This window comes from Actinomyces sp. HMSC075C01 (assembly GCF_001812965.1).
Taxonomy (GTDB): domain Bacteria; phylum Actinomycetota; class Actinomycetes; order Actinomycetales; family Actinomycetaceae; genus Actinomyces; species Actinomyces acetigenes.
The window spans coordinates 37,589-57,209 of sequence record NZ_KV810984.1 but is presented as its reverse complement, the minus strand read 5'-3'; the positions used below and the strand labels follow the sequence as shown (position 1 = coordinate 57,209).

13 protein-coding genes are annotated in these 19,621 nt (G+C 68.7%); 4 read left to right on the top strand and 9 right to left on the bottom strand.

Annotated features, from left to right (window positions below):
- Positions 1–66 precede the first annotated feature (66 nt).
- Together HMPREF2883_RS05185 and HMPREF2883_RS05180 are read right to left on the bottom strand one after the other, a co-directional pair.
- Positions 67–1,401 carry a PAS domain-containing protein gene (locus HMPREF2883_RS05185; protein ID WP_070659382.1) on the bottom strand — a complete coding sequence of 445 codons (1,335 nt, stop codon included), beginning with the start codon at positions 1,399–1,401 and terminating at the stop codon, positions 67–69.
- A 158-nt stretch (positions 1,402–1,559) separates the two neighbouring features.
- Positions 1,560–2,921, bottom strand: coding sequence for a PAS domain S-box protein (locus tag HMPREF2883_RS05180; protein ID WP_070659380.1), 1,362 nt, complete (start codon positions 2,919–2,921; stop codon positions 1,560–1,562).
- A 292-nt stretch (positions 2,922–3,213) separates the two neighbouring features.
- On the opposite strand from HMPREF2883_RS05180, the gene HMPREF2883_RS05175 reads away from it, so the two are divergent.
- Both HMPREF2883_RS05175 and HMPREF2883_RS05170 read left to right on the top strand, forming a co-directional pair.
- Positions 3,214–3,960, top strand: coding sequence for a response regulator transcription factor (locus tag HMPREF2883_RS05175; protein WP_070659378.1), 747 nt, complete (start codon positions 3,214–3,216; stop codon positions 3,958–3,960).
- A 10-nt stretch (positions 3,961–3,970) separates the two neighbouring features.
- Positions 3,971–5,653 carry a sensor histidine kinase gene (locus tag HMPREF2883_RS05170; RefSeq protein WP_176747150.1) on the top strand — a complete coding sequence of 561 codons (1,683 nt, stop codon included), beginning with the start codon at positions 3,971–3,973 and terminating at the stop codon, positions 5,651–5,653.
- A 127-nt stretch (positions 5,654–5,780) separates the two neighbouring features.
- Here HMPREF2883_RS05170 and HMPREF2883_RS05165 read toward each other — a convergent pair whose 3' ends face one another.
- The 6 genes from HMPREF2883_RS05165 to HMPREF2883_RS05140 all read right to left on the bottom strand — a co-directional run bounded on the left by HMPREF2883_RS05165 (position 5,781) and on the right by HMPREF2883_RS05140 (position 17,414).
- A complete protein-coding gene (locus HMPREF2883_RS05165) occupies positions 5,781–6,764 on the bottom strand; it encodes a phosphatase PAP2 family protein (protein WP_070659376.1) in 984 nt (327 codons plus the stop codon).
- 68 nt (positions 6,765–6,832) lie between these two features.
- Complete coding sequence (locus HMPREF2883_RS05160; RefSeq protein WP_070659374.1) at positions 6,833–8,212, bottom strand: class C sortase; 1,380 nt, start codon at positions 8,210–8,212, stop codon at positions 6,833–6,835.
- A gap of 206 nt (positions 8,213–8,418) precedes the next feature.
- A complete protein-coding gene (locus HMPREF2883_RS05155) occupies positions 8,419–10,023 on the bottom strand; it encodes a SpaH/EbpB family LPXTG-anchored major pilin (protein ID WP_070659372.1) in 1,605 nt (534 codons plus the stop codon).
- Between the two features lie 89 nt (positions 10,024–10,112).
- Entirely contained in the window at positions 10,113–14,297 is a 4,185-nt protein-coding gene (locus HMPREF2883_RS15755) for a SpaA isopeptide-forming pilin-related protein (RefSeq protein ID WP_275531655.1), read from the bottom strand.
- 382 nt (positions 14,298–14,679) lie between these two features.
- Positions 14,680–16,326: a DUF7059 domain-containing protein gene (locus HMPREF2883_RS05145; protein WP_070659364.1), complete on the bottom strand. Its 1,647-nt coding sequence runs from the start codon at positions 16,324–16,326 to the stop codon at positions 14,680–14,682.
- 77 nt (positions 16,327–16,403) lie between these two features.
- On the bottom strand, positions 16,404–17,414 hold the full coding sequence (locus tag HMPREF2883_RS05140; RefSeq protein ID WP_070659362.1) for an MsnO8 family LLM class oxidoreductase: 1,011 nt from the start codon (positions 17,412–17,414) through the stop codon (positions 16,404–16,406).
- Positions 17,415–17,835: 421 nt separating this feature from the next.
- Between HMPREF2883_RS05140 and HMPREF2883_RS05135 the strand changes: the two genes are divergently transcribed.
- Together HMPREF2883_RS05135 and HMPREF2883_RS05130 are read left to right on the top strand one after the other, a co-directional pair.
- Entirely contained in the window at positions 17,836–18,414 is a 579-nt protein-coding gene (locus HMPREF2883_RS05135) for a peroxiredoxin (protein ID WP_070659360.1), read from the top strand.
- A gap of 59 nt (positions 18,415–18,473) precedes the next feature.
- Entirely contained in the window at positions 18,474–19,004 is a 531-nt protein-coding gene (locus tag HMPREF2883_RS05130) for an alkylhydroperoxidase, AhpD family (RefSeq protein WP_070659358.1), read from the top strand.
- 94 nt (positions 19,005–19,098) lie between these two features.
- Here the strand turns inward: HMPREF2883_RS05130 and HMPREF2883_RS05125 are convergent, their stop codons facing one another.
- Positions 19,099–19,611: a PH domain-containing protein gene (locus tag HMPREF2883_RS05125; RefSeq protein WP_070659357.1), complete on the bottom strand. Its 513-nt coding sequence runs from the start codon at positions 19,609–19,611 to the stop codon at positions 19,099–19,101.
- Positions 19,612–19,621: the final 10 nt, after the last annotated feature.

The window sequence follows — 19,621 nt, the reverse complement described above, 5'->3', positions numbered from 1 at the left end:
CCAGCCGACTGTAACGCACCACCCACCTTTTCCAACCAGGCAGTGTCCGGAAGAACGACTTTCGTCTCAGATGGGCTCGGCCAGGGCGCCGCGCACGGCCGCCAGGCGCTGAGCGGCGACGTTCTCGTCGTAGGGCAGGTGCAGCCCGCGGCACTCGGCGGCCAGCTCGGCCAAGGAGCGGACCTCGGGGAATCCGCGGGAGGTGAGCTGGGCGACCTCGTCGATGATCGGCGAGCCCGAGGAGCCGGCCCCGCCGCCGCGCAGATCCACCCACTGCCCCAGGCGCCGGGCCGCCCGGTCCAGGCTGGAGGTCACGGTGCGCAGGGCGTCATTGAGCTGGGCGACCTGGCCGCTGACGGTCTGCAGCACGGGGCCCAGGCCGCGGAAGCCGGACTCCAGCGCCTCACACAGGTCCGTCAGGGAGTGCACGGCGTCCACCTCGGTGCCATCGAGGATGGACTGCGCGAAGCACCCCACCATGAGGGTGAGCAGGCGCATGAGGGCCACCGAGAAGCGCAGCTCGGTGACCGACTGGTGCAGGACCTTGAGCCGCGAGGGCAGTGCGCTGAGCTCCGCGCCCGCGACGCCGGTGAGCTCGGTGATGCGCTCGCTGAGCATGAGCACCTTGGTCTGGGCGCTGTCGCCGACGTCGTGGGAGACCAGCTGGCCGATGCGCCCCACCCGCGCCTCCACCGCCCGGGCCGAGTCGTGGGTGGCCTCCATGGTGGTGATGAGGCGCAGGTACTCGTCGAGCTCGAAGACCAGGGCATCGGTGTCCTTCTCCATGGCGGCCGTCGCGTTGAGGATCCGGGCCACGGCGCCCAGCCCCTCGGGGGCGGCCGCAGGGACACGCACCCCGGCGGCCACCAGGGCGGCCACCTCGCGCGGCAGGGTCACCAGCGTCATGTCGTGCAGGGAGGGGAAGCCCAGGGCCGCCAGCTCCGCGGCCAGCTCGCGACCACCGAACTCGCCGAGCTGGTGGCGCGAGGCGCCCCGGGCCTGAAGGTCGCGCTCCTTGGCGCGCACCCGGCGGTAGACCTCCTCGACCCGCTCCCTGGTCGCAGTGTCCATCGGCTTGATCCGCACCGACAGGTACCCCTGGCGCAGCGGCACGATGGTGGCAAAGACCCGGTAGTCCAGGCCGTCCACGGCACGGTTGGTGATGTACCCGCAGGCTGGGCGCCGAGTCTGCAGATCGTCCCAGATGAGACGGAACAGACCCGCCGGCATGTCCAGGTGACGAATGATGTTGTGCGGAGCCCCGATGAGACGCTCGCGCGAGTAACGCGACAGCGTATCGAACGTCCGGTTTGTGTTCTGAATGACGCCTTTGAGATCCGTGGTGGAAAAGAAGATGTCCTGCGGATCGAACAAACGCTCGTAACCGACCTGCGACTCCATGGTGCTTTCCTTCAAAGTGAATAATTCGCGGGAGCACCTCGCCGAGGACTCTTTCCTTAGCTCCTCACACAGTGCCGAGAAGAACCTAGTGACACGCGCGGACCCGCGGAAGACAATTTATGACATTGTCACCAATAAGGTGGGACCTATCTTGTGGATTATCGCCAACTACTCCCCAGGTGACTCAGGGTCTCGCGGACCGTCGCCACCCGCTGACGGATGACGGGTTCGTCCAAGGTCACAACGACGCCGCGGACCTTGGCGGCCAGCTCGGCCAGTGAGGCCGTCTCCGGGAAGCCCTGTTCACCCACGGCGACGGCCTCACTCAGGGCGGCCTCGGCGTCGACGCCCTCGACGAGCGCCTGAGCCCCCTCGTCCTGAAGAGCGCGGATCCAGCGCTGGAAGGGCCGCTTGACGCGGTCGAGGTTGCTGACCACGGAGCGAAGGTCACCCTCCAGGCGCTCAGCCAGGTTCGCCGCCTCCTGGCAGGAGGGCACGAGCTCTTCCAGGTCGGAGAGCATCGCCTCGGCGAGGTCGCCGATGGCGTCGGCGGACTCCCCCTCCTGGCCGTCCAGGACGGCGGCGGCGAAGATGCCGGCCATGAGGGTGTGCAGACGCATCATCGAGCTGCGGAAGCGCACCTCGGAGGCCGCCTCGTAGAGCGCCACGAGGGAGGAGTTGAGCTGGCGCAGCACCTCGACGGCCTGAGCCCCGCGCTCCTTGACACGCTCGGAGACGGTGGGCACGGAGGACTCGGCGTCGAGGCTGGTCACCTCCCCCATAAGGGAGCCCACGCGGTCGGCCCGGTCAATGACCGAGCGCACCCCTCCGGCCCAGGAGCCCAGGCCGTTGATGAGCTCCTGGTACTCGCCGAGCTGGAAGATGAGCTTGTCGGTGTCCCGCTCGATGGCGGCGACGGCCTGCAGGACGGCGGACATGGGATCGTCCGACTCGGCGCGCGGCGGCACCCGCACGCCCTCGACGACCAGCAGGGCCAGCTCGCGCGGCAGGGCGGCCCGGGCGAAGTTGTGCAGGTCGTGGTACTGAAGCTTCGCGAGCTCCTCGGTCAGCAGCGCGGCCCCGTGCTCGGCGACCTCCCGGCGCCCGTGCCCCTCCTCGGCGTAGGCGCGCTCGGCGGCGCGCACGCGGGCGTAGATCTCCTTGACGGGCGTGAACATGGCGTGGTTGGTCGGGCGCACGCGCACAGACAGGTAGCCGTCGGCCAGCGGGGCGATCGTGGCGAAGACCCAGTAGTCCCGCCCGTCCTTGGCCCGGTTGAGCACGTAGACGCAGGAGGAGCGTCCCTGCTCGAGCTCATCCCACATGAGCTTGAAGGCACCGGCGGGCATGTCATCGTGCCGGATGATGTTGTGCGGAGAGCCGACGAGCTCCTCGGAGCTGTAACGGGACAGCGAGTTGAAGACCCGGTTGGTCCTGCGAATGACACCCTTGGTATCCGTCGTCGAGAAGAACAGGTCCTCGGCACCGAAGCGGCGCTCGTTGCCATCGACGTATTCCATGACTCTCCTGCTGTTGCTGTATGAGGGAAATGATGTCGACGCCGGCTCACCGACGGCGACACACCGGATGAGGGACGGCGGAGATACCACTTGGCCGCCCTCCGGGAGGCTACGCTACGTAGTAACGTTCTGGTGCACGCGAATGTGGAGATCAACAACCAAGACGCATGACCGCTTAAGCATGTCACAGCACTCGCGTCGCCATGTCTCCGTTCGGTCTCAGATCGGTAACACAGTCGAGACACAGGTCGTCCTGTGGTCGAGCACAGCACCTTCCTGTTGAATAGACGACGTGACTAACGCCCCCACCGAGAACCTCACCCGCGCCGACGGCACCCCCCTACGCGTCCTGGTCGTCGACGACGAGCAGATGCTCGCCGACCTGCTCGCCTCCGCCCTGCGTTACGAGGGCTGGGAGGTCACCACCGCCGGGACCGGGATCGCAGCCGTCCGGTCCGCCCAGGAGATCGACCCCGACGTCATCGTCCTGGACATCATGCTGCCCGACTTCGACGGCCTGGAGGTGATGCGCCGGGTGCGCGGCCACCGCCCGAACGTGCCGGTCCTGTTCCTGACGGCCAAGGACGCCGTCGAGGACCGGGTGGCCGGACTGACCGCCGGAGGCGACGACTACGTCACCAAGCCCTTCTCCCTGGAGGAGGTCGTGGCCCGGCTGCGCGCCCTGCTACGCCGCTCCGGGGCCAGTGAGGAGAAGCAGGCCTCCCTGCTGGAGGTCGGGGACCTGCGCATGGACGAGGACTCCCACGAGGTCTGGCGCGGCGAGGACGAGATCCAGCTGACCGCCACCGAGTTCGAGCTGCTGCGCTACCTCATGCGCAACCCCCGCCGGGTCCTGTCTAAGCCGCAGATCCTGGACCGGGTGTGGAACTACGACTTCGGCGGGCAGGCCAATATCGTCGAGCTCTACATCTCCTACCTGCGCCGCAAGATCGACAAGGGCCGCGAGCCCATGATCCACACGATGCGCGGCGTCGGGTACGTCCTCAAGCCGGCCGCCGGCACGGATGAGCGCAGCTGAGCACCCGCAGATGTCCCAGCAGCCGGCACCAACCGGGCGGCGGATGAGCCTGCGCTCATGGCGGCCCGGCTCGCTCCTGAGGCCTCCTCGCAGTCTGCGCACCCGGCTGGTGGTCGGGGTGCTCGGGCTGGTGCTAGTCATGGCGGCGGTCATGAGCGCCTTCTCCACCGTCAGCCTGCGCCACACGCTCATGGCACGCACGGACAGCCAGCTGATGGCGGCCGCCCAGCGCGCCGCCGACAAGCGCCACGACCTGACGCAGGAGGCCAGGAAGGCCTCCGAGGAGGCGGCCCAGGAGGGCGCGGACAAACCGGGCGATCAGCCCGACGGGGCCGACGGCGGCCCAGGCAAGGAGGGGGTCCCTCCGGGCCTCGACGCCGCCGGGCAGTCGACCGGGACCCTGACGCTCATTACTCCGCAGGCGTCGTCCTCCGGCGGTGAGGCCAGTGAGGCCGCGGCCTACATCGACAAGAACGGCCACTACGCGGCCATCTCCAAGGAGGACTGCCGGCTGCTGCTGTCCCAGGCCACGGAGGACCACCCAGTTACCGTGCACCTGCACCACCTGGGCAGCTACCGGGTGGTGGCCACCCGTGACGAGACCTCGGGCAGCACGGTCATCACCGGACTCTCCCTGGAGGGGGACAAGGCCCTCATCCGCACCCAGCTGCTCATCGAGCTGGCGGTGGCCCTGGTGGGTGCCCTCGTGGTGGCCCTGGCCGGGCGGACCATGGTGCGCTCCTCCCTGGCGCCCCTGGAGCGGGTGGCCCGCACCGCGCAACGCGTGGCCTCTCAACCGCTGGAGCGCGGCGAGGTGAGCATCGAGGACCGCGTGGAGAAGGCGGACCTGGACTCCTCGGCCGAGGTCGGGCAGGTCGGCGGCGCCCTCAACACGCTGCTGGGGCACGTGGAGTCCGCCCTGGCTGCGCGCCAGCGCTCGGAGACGCAGGTGCGCCAGTTCGTGGCCGACGCCTCCCACGAGCTGCGCACGCCGCTGGCCTCGATCCGTGGCTACACCGAGCTCATCCGCCGCGAGGGGGCCGACGCCGACCTGCCGGAGGAGGCCACCTACGCCCTGGAGCGCGTGCACTCCGAGTCGGTGCGGATGACGGCGCTCGTCGAGGACCTGCTGCTGCTGGCCCGCCTGGACGCCGGGCGCGAGCTGCGCCGTGAGGAGGTGGACCTGGTCGGTCTTCTGGTGGACACGGTGGCCGACGCCCGTGCGGCCGGCCCCGACCATGACTGGCAGCTGGATCTGGCCGTCCTGGAGCCGCCGGCCGACGCCACGCCGGAGGAGGCCGAGGACTTCCTGCCCGAGCCTCCGCTGGTCATCGGTGATGAGGCCCGCCTGCGTCAGGTCGTCGTCAACCTCCTGGCCAACGCCCGGGTCCACACGCCGGCCGGCAGCCATGTGACCACGACGCTGACCCGCGAGGGCGACACGCTCATCGTGCGCATCCACGACGACGGCCCGGGTATCGCTCCCGATGTGCGCGACCGGCTTTTCGAGCGCTTCGCCCGGGGCGACTCCTCGCGCGAGCGGCGCACCGGCTCCACGGGCCTGGGCATGTCGATCGCGCTGGCCATCGTCCAGTCCCACGGCGGGAGCATCGACGTCGACTCCTCCACCGCGTCCGAGGACCACGGGACGACCTTCAGCGTCAGGCTCCCGGCCGCGGCCGTCGAGGAGTAGGACCGGGGCCACGTAGGCCGCCGTCGCGTTCGTACCTTATGCCGCGCGTTCGGGGGTTCAGGGTACGAACGCGAGGGCTACCCTACGAACGCGAGGCGCTCACGTACCCGACGGCGCCGGGTAGGCGTCAGTCGCGGTGGCGGGCCTCGTGCTTGCGGCGGGTGCGGCCCCAGTCGGTCAGCGAGACGAGTGCGGACAGCGCCAGGCAGGTGATACCGACGACGGCCACCGACCCGGTGGCGTAGGCGCCGAAGAGCTGCCAGCGCGTCTCCGGGACGTCCAGGTGCCACCACACCCAGGCGCCCAGGCCGAGCGCCCCCAGGGTGCACACGATGCCGGCAGCGGCCATCAGAATATTGCCGACGAGCTGGTACCACAGGCGCGGCCCGGCGGCCGTCACCGGGATCGTCCCCACGGTGGTCAGTCCGGGCACCTCACCGGAGCCCTCCTCCCCGGTTCCCTCGCGCAGGGACCAGGGGGCGCGCCAGGCCCCGCCGGCCACGGCGAGGGCGCCCCAGGCGACGGGCACGAGGATCCCGGCCAGGACGTCTGAGGGGCGGTGCCACTGGCACACGAGGGTGGAGTAGCCCATGGCGATGGTGAACAGTGCCCCGGCCCAGGCCGACAGCGGCCGCCAGCGCCGCCCGGACAGCAGGATGAGGGCGACCGCGGCGGAGGCCGCCATGGTGGTGTGCCCCGATGGCAGGGTGTTGGCGTTGTCCCAGCGCTCGGTGATGTTGAAGTCGGGTCGCCACAGGATTCGGTACTTGAGGATCTGGGTGGTCAGGTTGGCACCGGCCACGGCGACGACAGCCCACACGGCGCGCCGGTGGCTGCGGCGCAGCAGGCCGATGACGAGGATCGTCACCACCAGGACGACCGCCGCAGGCATGGACACGACCGACAGGAGCCTGCGGGCGTGGGCGCTCACGTAGTGCGCCCCGATCTCCGAGCCCTCCAGGGCCATGGCGTCAAGGACCTGACCGGTGTGGGTGAACACGAACAGTCCCCACAGGCCGAGCGTCGCCGCCAGGCAGGACAGGGCCAGCAGGCCCCCGCGCAGGCGCAGCTGCCCCAGGGAGCGGGAGGACTGCGACTGGTAGGAGGCCACCGGCCGATCGTAGGTTCTTGCACGCACCAACCAACAGGACGTCAGCAGCGATTCCTGTGCGGGACTGCTCACGACTCGCGCGCCTCCAGGTCACTGAACGGGTCCTCCCCCTGGTCGCCCGCGGCCGCGGTGATCGGCCCGTAGGGGGAGGCAGTCCCCGGGTCCGGCTGCTCGGCGGGCGCAGACGCCGGAGCCTGAGAGGCCTCGTTTCCAGCAGTCTCCCCGGCAGCGGCCGATGGGCCAAGGACCTCGAGCTCACTGGTCTGGTCGGTGAACTGCGCATCCGCCCCGGCGGAGCCGACGACGTCCTGCAGGTGGCGTCCGGGCCAGTGCTTCGCCGCACCGACGTCGGCCGCGTCGTCACTGCGGCCATCACCACGGTCATCACTGCTGCTGCCCTCACGGGCGGCTGAGTCCTTGACGGCCCGCCCGTTGGCGCCCCGGGCGCGCCGACGACGCATCCACCACAGACGCACGAGGATTCCGACGACGACCGCCAGGATGACGGCGACGGCCACGATGATGGCCTTCATCCAGGTCTGCATGGGGGCGGGCAGGGCCTTGGCCTCCTCGGCCGCAGCGGCCGTGGGGTCCATGGGGACACGCTCACCGGTGACCAGGAGGCGGTGGGAGTTGACGCCGTAGGGCGTGCAGGTGATGAGGGTGACCAGGTCGCGCCCGGGGACCTTGCGCAGGGAGTCGGTCTCCTCGGGCTTGACGACGGTGATGTCGTTGACCTCGTACTTGAGGGTCTGGCCCAGGGAGGAGACATAGAAGACGTCGCCCTTCTTGAGCTGGTTGAGGTTGTCGAACATGGTCGCGGTGGACAGCCCGGTGTGGCCGGTGAGGACCGCGTGGGTGGAGGGGCCGCCGATCGGCAGGCTCGTGCCGAACAGGTGCCCGATTCCCTCCGTCAGGGTGCGGCTGTCGGTGCCGTGGTAGACGGGCAGGCTCACGTGGATGGAGGGGATGACGATCCGGGCCATGACCGGGTCGATGTCCATCTCGTGGAGGTAGGCCTGGTACTGGGGGGTGTCGGGGCGCTGCGACTCGAGCCAGGGGTCGAGGATCGGCGCGCTCTCCAGGTTGTTGTTGTAGGTCTCGGCGGAGGCGCGCTCCTTGGCGACGGTGTCCGGGCCGGCCGCCTCGACGGAGGCGGTGTACATCTTGGCCAGGCGCTGCTGCTCGTCGTTGTTGTGCTGGGTCGCCATGACCGGGTAGAGGAGGACGGCGACGCCGACCAGCACCAGGACCAGCGGGAGCCAGGTCAGGAGGCGCTCACGCAGGACCTTGCGGCGGGCCGCCTTCTTCGGGTCGATGTCCGCAGAGTCCGGGCCGTCCGGGCCGTCCGGGCCGGGCTGCGGGGCCGCGGAGTCGGGCTCCCCCTGGGCCTGGTTCATGCGGGACTGGGCGATGCAGTCACGAAGTGAAGGGAGTGGCGCTGTCACGAAGAACCTTGCCTTCCTGCGTCGGGTTGTCTGCGCAGCTCGCTGCGAGAGACGGTTGGGGATCGGTTGTGGCTTTAACGATTGGCAGGGAGGATCCCTGTGACGCCCTTGTGGGGGAGACGGGTTCTCCCGCCTCCCCCACAAGGAAGCAGTCAGCGTGATGACGGCCGGCTGGGGCCGGTCACCTCAGTGGCTGCCAAGGGCTGTCAGTGCTTGGCAGCGTGACGGCGCTTGTTGGCGTAGGCGACCACCGCGCCACCGGCCACCAGCAGGGCACCGGCGACGGTCAGGAAGATGACGCCGTTGGCACCGGTCAGCGGCAGGCGGAAGCCGGCGTTCTTCGGGACGTCGGTGACGGTCACCTCGGTCGGGACCTTCCCCTCGGCGTCATCGGCCAGGACCCGGAAGGGGATCGGGTCGGCCTGGAGGCTGTAGCCCTCAGGAGCCTTGGTCTCAACGAGGCAGTAGTGGTCCTCGTCGGTCAGCTGGTCCTTCTTCACGCCGTCGACGTAGTCATTGGCGCGCAGCGAGTTGATGGTGACCGTTCCCTGGCCGGCGGTGGTGAAGGTCTTCTCCCCACCGATGGTCAGCGGGTCGACGGTCGGGGTGCTGGGGTCGGCGTCGCGCAGCGTGGCACCGCTGGCGGTCTTGGTGCACTCGTAGACCTGGAACTCGGCGCCGTTGTACTTGGTCTTGTCAGCCAGCTTGTCGGTACCGGTTTTGGTGACGTTGACCTTCCCGTACTTGGTGAGCACGGGGGTGGTGGGGATACCGGGGACCTCCGTGGTGGTGCCGGGGTTGTTGGGGTCCCAGGTGAAGTTGGGGCTGTCGTTGGGGATGAGTCCCGCGGTGTTGGACAGCACGCCCTCGAGGTCAACGGACTTGGGGTCGAAGGTGGCGGTGAGGGTCACCTGGAGCTTGGTCTCGCCGTTGCCGTTGTGACGCGCCTCGGCGGCCTTGCGACGTCCCTCCTCGGTGAGCTGGATGGTGGCCCAGTTGTGGTCTTGACCGTCAGCGGTGATGAGGGTGTAGTCGGTGGTGTCCGCCAGGGTCACCTCGTTCTGACCGACGATCTTGACGACCGGGGCGAGGGTGTTCTTGTTGATGCGCTTGTCGAGCCGGTCAACGACCTCGTAGCGCTTGATGCGCGCGCCACCGGGGTAGTCCACCTTCGGGATGGAGGTGGTGATGGTGTAGGTGAGGTCCTGGCCGGAACCGGGGGCCTTCTTGTCCGCCACCTGCTTGTCCACACCGGAGAGGGTGTTCTTGGGGTAGACGTGGACGTTGTAGTTCCACTTGGTGGTGTCCTGCGGGTTGGTCATCGGCAGGGTGACGACGAAGTCCTCGGCCGGGATGACCTTGTCCGGGGTCTTGGTCTCGCTGACGAGGTAGGCGCCGACATCGGTCTGAGCGTCGGTGAAGGAGGCCAGACCGTCAGCACCGGTGGTGATCTTCTGGACGGTGTTGCTCTTGAGGTCACCGGCCTTGGCCACATCGCCCTTGATCTCGGCGAGCTGCTTCCAGCCCTCGGAGGTGGTCAGGTCCACGTTCAGCTTGGTGATGGTGAACTCGACGCCGGAGACGGGCTTGCACTCGGCCTGGGGGTCCTCGTTACCGGTCCCCTCCGTGACGCCGTTGGTGTCGGTCTGCTCGCACTTGTGGACGGTCAGCGTCGTGGCCGCGTCGGGGTCGATGGTGGATCCGTTCGGGTCAGCTGGTGCCGCCACGCCGGTCGGGGCGATGAGCGCGCCGACGGCGAGCGTCATCGCAGCGGCGAGGCCAAGGCCCCGGCGCGTGTTGAGGGAGTGCATTTCTGGTCTCTCCTGTGTTGTTGGGATGAATGAGGGATAAATGGGGTGACCCGCGCGCGACGGAGCGGAGTCCTGGGTTCTTCTCGCGATCAGGCCGAGCGCCCGAACGAGGAAGTCTTTCGTTGACGCAGCGCCAGCAGGCCGGCGCCGGCGATGGCCGCGATACCGACGGCGATGTTCATTCCGATGCCGCGTCCGCCGGACAGGGGCAGGGTGCCGACCTGAACGTCTCGGATGGTGATCGTGTCGTCGGACTTGCTGGCCCCGCTGCGCGAGACCGTCAGGGCCGAGCCACCGGGGTCGGGGGTGATGAGCTCGATGCCCGTGTCGGTCACCTTGAAGCGGGCCGGCTTGGCCATGAGCTGGTGCCCGGCGGGAGCCTTGGTCTCCACCAGCCAGTACTCGCGGTTGATGGCCAGTCCTGTGGTGGTGAAGGTTCCGGTTCCCTTGCCGCCGGTGAAGGTCACGCCGTCGGACAGGGGCTTGGCACCCGGAGAGGAGGGGTCCATCGGGTAGATGTCGAAGGCCGCGTCATCCAGGGGGCCCTGGCTGCCGGTCTTGATGATCGACAGGATGCGCTTGCCGGCATTGGGCGAGACATTGGCACAGGCCACGTCGTGGTCGGGCCGGGTGTCGGAGTCCTTGCCCTCCTGAGGAATGACCTTGTTGTACAGGCCGTGGCCGGGGACGAGGCGCTCCTTGTCCGTGGTGCAGGACAGCAGCTCATCGCTGTATCCAGCGGCTGACGGGTCGATCGTCACCGTGAAGGTGATCGTGTAGCGGATCGTCAGGCCCGAGTAGAGCTTCTCATTGTCGGACAGGCGGTAGGAGCCGTCGGGCTGGGCCGCGACCGTCCGGGCCGGTCCCATCTCGCGCTGCACCTTGACCAGGGTCGGGTTGAGCCCGGGGGCGAAGGAGGGCTTGTCGTTGATCGGTCCGGTCGACACGGTCAGCGATCCCTCGTTGACCACGCTCACGGTGTAGACGACGTCGAAGGTCGAGCCGTTGCCCGGCTGGGTGGTGACCTCCTTGGAGAACTTCAGCTTGCCGTCGGTGGACAGGCAGCCGTGGTTGTTCTCCTCGCCGTCGGTGTCCCCCTCCATGGCGATGGTGTTGACCAAGCCGGAGGGCTTGCCGTCGGCGCGCTGGTGGCCGCACTGGAAGTCGGACTCGTTGTAGCCCGGGGTGTTCTCGCGAACGGTAAAGGTCATCTGCATCGTGAAGGTGCGGCTGCCACCATCGGCCCCGGCCCGGGGAGCGGCGGCGAGGGACTCGCCGGTGCCCCCCTTGATGAGGGTGATCGGTCCGTTGAAGGTGCCGGTGGTGTCGTTCCTCCCGGGGAGGGTCACACCCTGGGCGTCCACACCCTTCTCCAGGATCCGCACCTTGTGCAGGTAGGTGCCGGCGGGCATCTGCGGGGTGTCGGTGAGGTCGGCGACCACCGGGCTGGCGACCACGGAGGTGTTGGTGACCGTCACCGTGTAGCTGGAGGTGAAGGTGCCATCGCTGTTGCGGACCACGTCGAGCGGGGTCTTGGAGGCCTTGAACTGGGGGTTGATGGGCAGGGTGCCGCAGGCTGCGGCCTCCTTGGGCTGCCCGTCGCCCTTCGTGGTCACCGAGGCCTTGTTGTAGACGGCCTTGCCCTGACCGACGGCGTCGGGGGTGCAGGTGCCCTGGATGCCGGGCAGTCCGGCGTCGGGTCCGGAGACGTTGAGCACCACCGTGTAGGTGTGCTTCTGGCCCGCGGGCAGGGTGATGCCGGTCTTGGTGTAGGGGACCCCGGCTTGAGGCGTCTCGGTGCCGGCGATGGCGCCACCGGAGATGCTGACCTTGTGGACGGTGACCCCGTTGGGGACCTGCCAGGCGTCATTGAGGTCGTAGGTGAGGCTCGCCTTGGCGGAGGGGTTGGTCACCGTGATCGTGTAGGTCTGGTCGAAGGTGTTCTTGCCGTCGACCTTCTCGGTGCTCTTGGTGACCTTGGCGAAGGTCTTGTCGATACCGGCGTGCGGAACGACGGAGTTGACGACCTTGATCCGCACGGCACCCTGCGTGGAGTCGGGCACGGTGAAGGTGACACCGCCGGCGTTGCCGTTCGCCGGGGCCACGGCGGTGGAGGCGAGCTCCTTCTCCTGGTTGCCGGGGTTGGTGACCACCTTGAAGGCGGCCGGGTCCTTCCAGCTGACGCTTCCGCCGGCGGGGGTTGCCGGCTGCTTGAGTCCCCTGGCGTCACGAGCATCCTCGGTGACGGCGCAGGTGGCGCCCACGTGCTGGGCGGGCAGGTCCGCGACGTTGCCCTTGGCGTCCACCGTGATCTTGCCGGTGGAGGTGCCCTTGCCGTCGGGGCCCGGGGTGCAGGTGTAGCTCAGGGAGTAGGAGCCCGCCGTGGCGGCGTCGGAGGCACCGTCGACGCTCTTGACCGCGCTGACGGGGGTCTGCTGGGGCTTCTGGTGCACGACGCAGGTGACGTTCTTTCCCTCGCCCAGCACGAACTTGTTGTCCGCGCTGACGGGCACGTTGCTGCCGTCGTCGTTGGTGCACACCCAGGGGCCGTTCTGCGAGTAGCCCTCGGGGCCGTTGCTCGTGGACAAACCGTAGGTGCCGCCGGCGGTGTAGACCTTGCTGACGGCGGGCGTGCCGCTGGCACCGGTGATGGTCTTCTGTCCGAAGAGCCCCTCGGTGGCGGGCTTGGCGGTCATGGTCCACTGCTCGGGCCTGGCGCTGCCGCCGTCGACGACGGTCACGAGGGTGACGCGTCCACGGCCGACGACGTACTCGTTGTGCCAGACGCACTTGACTCCGACCTCGTCCTGGTGCTCGGCGAGCTGGGTCTCATCGAGGCGGATCGTGCGTTTGTCGAGGTCCACCGAGTCGGACTCGTCCAGGCGGGTGATTCCGTCACGGCGCAGCAACGGAACGTCGCCACTACCCACCGTGCAGCTGACATTGCGCAGGAACCACCCGGATGTCCAGACCTCACCGGTCTTCCGGTCGACGGAGGCCTGCGGACTGGTGCCCGTCTCCTGCACCGTGGCGGCGTCGTTGGGGGCCAGCAGGGGGTAGGAGGTGGGATCGACGTCCTCAGCGTTCCAGGTGGGGGTCAGGGGACTGGGGGTCCCCCACTTCTGCGCGCCGTAGGTTCCCTCCGGTGAGGCGTTGGCGTACTTGAAGGTGGGGATCGTCAACGATCCTTGAACCGATGAGTCCGCCTTGACGTCCTTGGCGAAGGTGACCGGACGCTCCTGCTCGATGGAGCCGTAGAGGCAGCCGAAGGAGGTGGCGTTCTCGCGGGTGATGAAGCGCTCCTCCAGCTGGGAGGTCTGCGCCTTCTCCAGGTCAGCGAGGCACTGCTGGTCCGATCCGTTGTTGACGAATCCCCACAGCTTGAGCTTGTACTTGATGCCGGTGTTCGGGTCCGTCCAGGCGGTGTCGGAACGGTCGGACTCGATGTCGAGGATGTCGTCGGCGCAGGAACGCCCGTTCTTGTCGGTGAAGGCCTGCGTCATGTAGCCGTTGAACCAGACCAGGGATCCGTTCTGGTACATGTAGGTGTAGGTCCGCCCGTCGTAGCGACCGACTTTCCCGTTGCGGTCATAGGCGTAGGGGGTTGCCACCGTGTCCTGTTCAGTGGCGTAGTCGCCGATGACGAGCTTGCCGTCCGACCCGAGCTTTCCGGTGCACGTATTGATGGTGTCGAACTCCTTCCAGGGAAAGTTCGCCTCGATTGTGCCGGCGGTACGGATGTTGAAGCTGCCGTAGTAGGAGGTGCCGCCCTCGGCGGGGTTCGTGACCCGGCTGCTGTCGGTGTACACCGGGCTGTTGACGTGCCTCATCCGACCGACGAGGAAGACCTGACCAACCTTGACGCTCGTCGTGTCGGAGGGCTGGAAGCCCAGCGAGGTCTGGCTCCGGTCGGCGGCCTCCCCCTTGTAGACGTCGGGGCAGCTGTTCTGTTCCCAGCGGGGGCGCCCGTAACCGACCGCCGCATACTGGCCGCTGCTGCCGCGCACCATGTCAGTCCAGTAGAGGTTGCTTCCCGGCGTGTAGCGGATGCAGGCGCGGGTCCTCCCCCACTCCCACGGGTACGAGGTGTAGGAGCGTCCGTCACTCGCGGTGTCAGTAATACGATCACTACTCTGAATAGTGCGCACATAGCCGATCTGTGCCGAGGTGTCCCCCAGAGGAACATCCAGCTCTCCGGTGGCGGCGTCCGCGGACGGCGCCGTCCACGGGAGCGACACCATGGTCACCAGGACGATGGCAAGAGAACCGACCACCGCAAAGAATCTGCGCAGTAGTCCTTTGCGCCCGCACCGCGAGCGAAGTGATGACTGGGACATGCCGATGGATTCCGATCATGAGGGACGGGTGCACGGGGAGCGCACAAAAATGTGACTGCTAAGGAATGTAGGTCATTCGACCTCTTCCCCAACACCTCAGAAGCGGTTCGCGAGGCAACGATCATGCATCATCGCACGTCACAGACACTTTCCCCTGAAATAGCAGCGGTCAGTCAGAGTTTCATTTCCATATCATTGATGACGAAGACGTCACGGTGATCAAGAAATGACAACGCTGAACCCGCGTATATCTCGAGATGGAATCATATCCACCGGGCGCTCGACACTATCCGCCTCTCCGAGGCCCAGCAGCTCATCGTCACTTTCCCAGGCGCAGGAATCCCGTGGTCAGAAGATGACGGGCCGCCTCAACCATCTCCGCACGCAGCGCGGCAGCATCTGCTGCGTTCAGCTCACTGAGCGCGGCGACCGCGGAGGCGACCTGCCCGACGCTCAGCTCACCGTCGGCCACCCCGGCCAGTGCGGCCACCGCCGTCGAGGCCTGCAGAGCGCGCCCCAGTCCTCCGCCCTGACGCAGCAGGATGACCGCGGGCTCGGCTGCACCCGGGATGAGGTGACGCTCCTCGGTGACGTCGGGGGCCAGGAGCGGGTGCAGGTCGGCGACGGCCTCGTCGTCGAGACCGGCGAGCTGCTCGCGTACCTCCAGCACCTCGGCGACATGGGGCCCTAGGACCCCCTGACCGGAGGTGGTCACCTCCTCCAGGAGGCGCCAGGGCTCACGGTGGCGCCGAGGACGGTGGACGATGAGGTAACCGAAGCCGACACCCCGGACGTCACGAGCCTCGAAGTCGTCGATCCACGCCTCCAGGGCGGCGTCGAAGCCCCCGGCGTCACGCTCGGGGGTCAGGCCGCCGTCGCGCAGCCACATGGTGGCGTACTCCACCGGGTCCTGGAGCTCGCGCTCAATGACCCAGGCATCGAGCTCCTCGGGGACCCAGGCGGCCACGGCGTCGCGCCACGAGCCGGTACCACGGTGCTCCCAGTTGCCGAGCATGACGGCGACCGCGCCGGGCTCGAGGTGCTCGCCGAGACCGGCGACGAGCCCCGGCAGGATGGGGCCGCCGGCGTCGCGGTACTCCATGAGGGGCAGGCCGGCCTCGCGCACCGCCGGTGGGGTGAGGACGAAGGGCGGGTTGGAGGCGATGAGGTCGAAACGACGCCCGACCACCGGCTCCAGGAGGGAACCGCGCAGGAGCTCCAAGCGGCCGGAGCCGAGGACCGGCTCGGAGCCGGCGTCGGGAGCACCGGAAACGTTCACGCCGGCCAGGGCGGCGTTGAAGGCGGTGAAGGCCAGGGCGCGCGCGGAGATGTCGGTGGCCACCACGTGCTCGGCGTGACGCAGCAGGTAGAGGGTCTGGATGCCGCAGCCGCAGCCCAGGTCCAGAGCAGTACGGACCCGCGTGCGCGGGGTCAGGCCCGCCAGGGTGAGGCCGGCGCCGCCGACCCCCAGGACGTGGTCGGGGGCCAGGGCCCGGCCGGTGACGAGCTCACCCAGGTCGGAGGCCACCCACCAGCGGACCTCTCCGGCGTCATCAACGGCCTCGTGGGGGCGCAGGTCAACACGGGCACGGACGCATCCGGCCCGGTCGGGCTCGCCGACCAGGCCAATGGCGGCAGCGCCCACCGCAGCAGTGCGGGGCAGGGCGGCGTCAAGGGCGGTGGCGGGAACCGGCTCACCAAGCATGAACAAGGCGGTCAGGACCGCCACGGGCGAAGGCGTGGGCCCGGCGGTCAGGGCGGCGCGCACGGCTCGCAGGGCGGGCAGGCGGATCTCCCGGCGCAGGGCAGCGTCGACGGCCTCGCCCAGGAGGGCGGCCACCGCCTCCACACCCCAACCGGAGTCGGTCAGGTCCGCCCGCAGGCTCGCCGCCTGCTCGGGCGTGGCCGCCGGAGGTGGGAAGGAGGACGACGGATCAGAGGCGGACCGGGCGCTCGCGGGGCTCATGGGACCGACCGTAACGCGGGGCGCCGCTCATATCTGGCGCCCCGCCGCATACAGGACGGCGGCGCTCACCCGCCGGCTCACAGGAGGCGGGCGGCGAGCTCGGCGTACTGGCGGGTCTTGACCTCGACGTCGTCGATGTAGCTGATGAGCATGACCTCCTCGGTGCCGTGGTTCTCGGCGAAGGAGGACAGGGCCTGGGCGACCTCGTCGTAGGTGCCCACGATGATGGCGGTGTCGCGCTCGAGGTAGCGCTCGACCTCGGCGCGGTAGGCGGCATCGAGGGTGGCCGGGTCGCGGAAGCGCATGGGGCGGCCAGTGCGCAGGCTGAAGCGGGCATCGGCGGCCACGAGGGCCTGCTCGCGGGCCTCCTCGCGGGTGGCGGCGGCGCTGATGCACAGGGCGGAGAGGGTCTGGCCCCCGTGGATGGGGCCGCGGCCGGGGCCCTCGGGGAGGTGGGCGCGGTAGTGGTTCATGATCTCGACCTGCTGGCGGCCGGTGAAGAACTGGGCGTAGGCGTAGTTGAGGTCGTGGGCGCCGGCCCAGGCGGCCGACTGGCCAGAGGAGCCCAGGAGCCAGACCTCCGGCATCTGGGCAGGGAGGGGACGGACCTCGATGGAGGCGTAAGGGTGGGTGGCCGGAAGATCGTCGCGCAGGAGGGCGACGGTCTCCTCGATGAGGGCGTTAATGGCGTCGGGGTCGATGACGCAGCCCTGGTTGAGGGCTGCGGCCGCGCGCATGTCCCCGCCGGGGGCGCGGCCCAGACCCATGTCGACGCGGCCGGGATGGAGGGTGGCCAGGGTGGCGAAGCGCTCGGCCATCTGGAGCGAGCCGTAGTGCATGGCCATGACGCCGCCCGAGCCCACCCGGATACGGTCGGTGGCGTCCAGGATGTGCATCATGAGCAGGTCGGGCGCCGAGGACAGGAAGGAGCCGGTGCTGTGGTGCTCGGCCAGCCAGAGGCGGTGGTAGCCGGCCTCCTCCAGTCCGCGCCCCAGGCGGACGAGGTCCTCCAGGGTTCGGCGGGCCTGCCCTCCCTCGAAGAGCGGAACCTGCTCGAGGACGCTGATCCGGCTAAGACGAGGACTCATGGCTTCTCCTGACCTGGGGTGCGCGGGCGTGAGGCGACAGTGGGACAACACCGCGGGGCGGCGACTCATTCCGGCTGCGCGGCCGGAGCAGGCCTGGCAGTGGAGGCAGTCAGCCGACGAGCATCGTTGGGCACCGAGCCGCCCGCCCTCTACCCGGCGCGCCGGCGGGCCTCGCACGCCCCGCCCCGTCAGGAGACCGGCCCGCGGGCCCGAGCAGCCGGCGACCGAGCCGTGTCACCGCACCGACATCAGATAAGGTGAACCTTTATAAAAATAGGATAAGTTTTAGTTGCGCTTATGAGGCTGGCCCCTTACGGTTGGACCGACGGAGCCGCCCTGCGCCGGCCCTACCCGGGTCGGTGCAGGTCAGCGCAGACCCACACCCACTCGCACCGTGATTCGCACGATTCAGGAGGCACCCATGGCCGTTCTCACCATCGGAGACCAGTTCCCCGCCTACGAGCTCACCGCCGTCGTCCCCGGCAACCTCAAGGAGGTTGAGGCCAGCAAGCCCGAGGACTACTTCACCACCGTCTCCTCGCAGGTCCCCGCCGGCACCTGGCGCGTCGTCTTCTTCTGGCCCAAGGACTTCACCTTCGTGTGCCCCACCGAGATCGCTGCCTTCGGCGACCTCTACCAGGACTTCAAGGACCGCGACTGCGAGGTCGTGGGCGTCTCGGTGGACAACGAGTACACCCACTACGCCTGGCGCCGCAGCCACGACAAGCTCCAGGACCTGCCCTTCCCCATGGCCAGCGACCTCAACCGCGAGCTCACCGAGGCCCTGGGTATCAAGCGCCCCACCGGTGAGGCCGACCGCGCCACCTTCATCATCGACCCCCACAACGTCATCCAGTCGGTCTCCGTGACCGCCGACTCCGTGGGCCGCAACACCGAGGAGGTCCTGCGCCAGCTCGACGCCCTCCAGTCCGACGAGCTGTGCGCCTGCAACTGGCAGGCCGGCGCCGCCACCATCGACGCCCTGAGCCAGATGAGCTGACGGGCCGCCGCCCCAGCCCCCTGACCTTCACCACCTGAACGACGACGAAACGAGAACACATGAGCATCGACAACCTGCGTTCCGCCCTGCCCGAGTGGGCCAAGGACCTCTCCCTGAACCTGTCCACCCTGTCCCGCTCCTCCTCGCTGACCGAGCAGCAGCAGTGGGGCACCTTCGTGGCCGCGGCCGCCGCGACCCGCAACGAGTCCGTCCTGGTCCAGGTCATGGAGGACGCCCGCACCCACCTGTCCGAGGAGGCCATCAGCGCCGCCCTGGGCGCCGCCTCCATCATGGCGATGAACAACGTCGCCTACCGCACGCGTCACTTCCTGGGCTCGGCCTACGACAACGAGCGCATGGGCCTGCGCATGAACATCATCGGCTCCTCCGGTGGCGTGGAGAAGGTCGACTTCGAGCTGTGGAGCCTGGCCGTGTCCACCATCAACGGCTGCGAGAAGTGCGTGACCGCCCACGAGGCCACGGTGCGCGGCGAGGGCCTGAGCACCGAGCAGGTCTGGGAGGCCGTGCGCATCGCCGCCACCCTGACCGGCGTGGCCCAGGCGGTCGGCGTCGTCGAGACCCTCGACTGACCCGATCACCACGATTCAGACGGCGGCCGCCGGCTCCCTCTCTGGGGGGACCGGCGGCCGCCGTCTTGTCTGCGTATCTGCGCCTCCGTGCCGCTCAGCTGCGGGGGTCGGCGTCGATGGCGCCCTGGGTGTCGTTGAAGATCAGGTTGGAGATCTCCACCTGGACCGTCTCCACGTGGGGGACGTCGTGCAGGAGGAGCGGGTCATCGGCGGAGGTCTGAAGCGCCAGCGTGCCGCAGCCGAAGAAGCGGTCGGTGACGTCCTTGTCCAGCTGGATGTCGGAGATCCGGGTCAGGGGCAGGTCGTGGCCGATGCGGCTGATGATGCCCGAGCGGGTGATGATGCGCTTGGTGGTGATCGTGTAGGTGTGCATGTACCACTGCAGCCACGGCAGGAGCAGCAGGGGGATGCTCACGACGAGGATCGCCACCCAGATCGCCAGGATGCCCCAGGGGCGCCAGGTGGCGGGGGCCATGACCGAGGCGACGACGCCGACCACGAGCAGCAGAATCTCAACGACGAACCGCCACAGGAGGACCTTGATGTGGGTGTGCATGTGCCGCACCACGACCTCGTCGCGGCTCAGCATCTTCTTCGACAGTGCCATGCCCCCATCG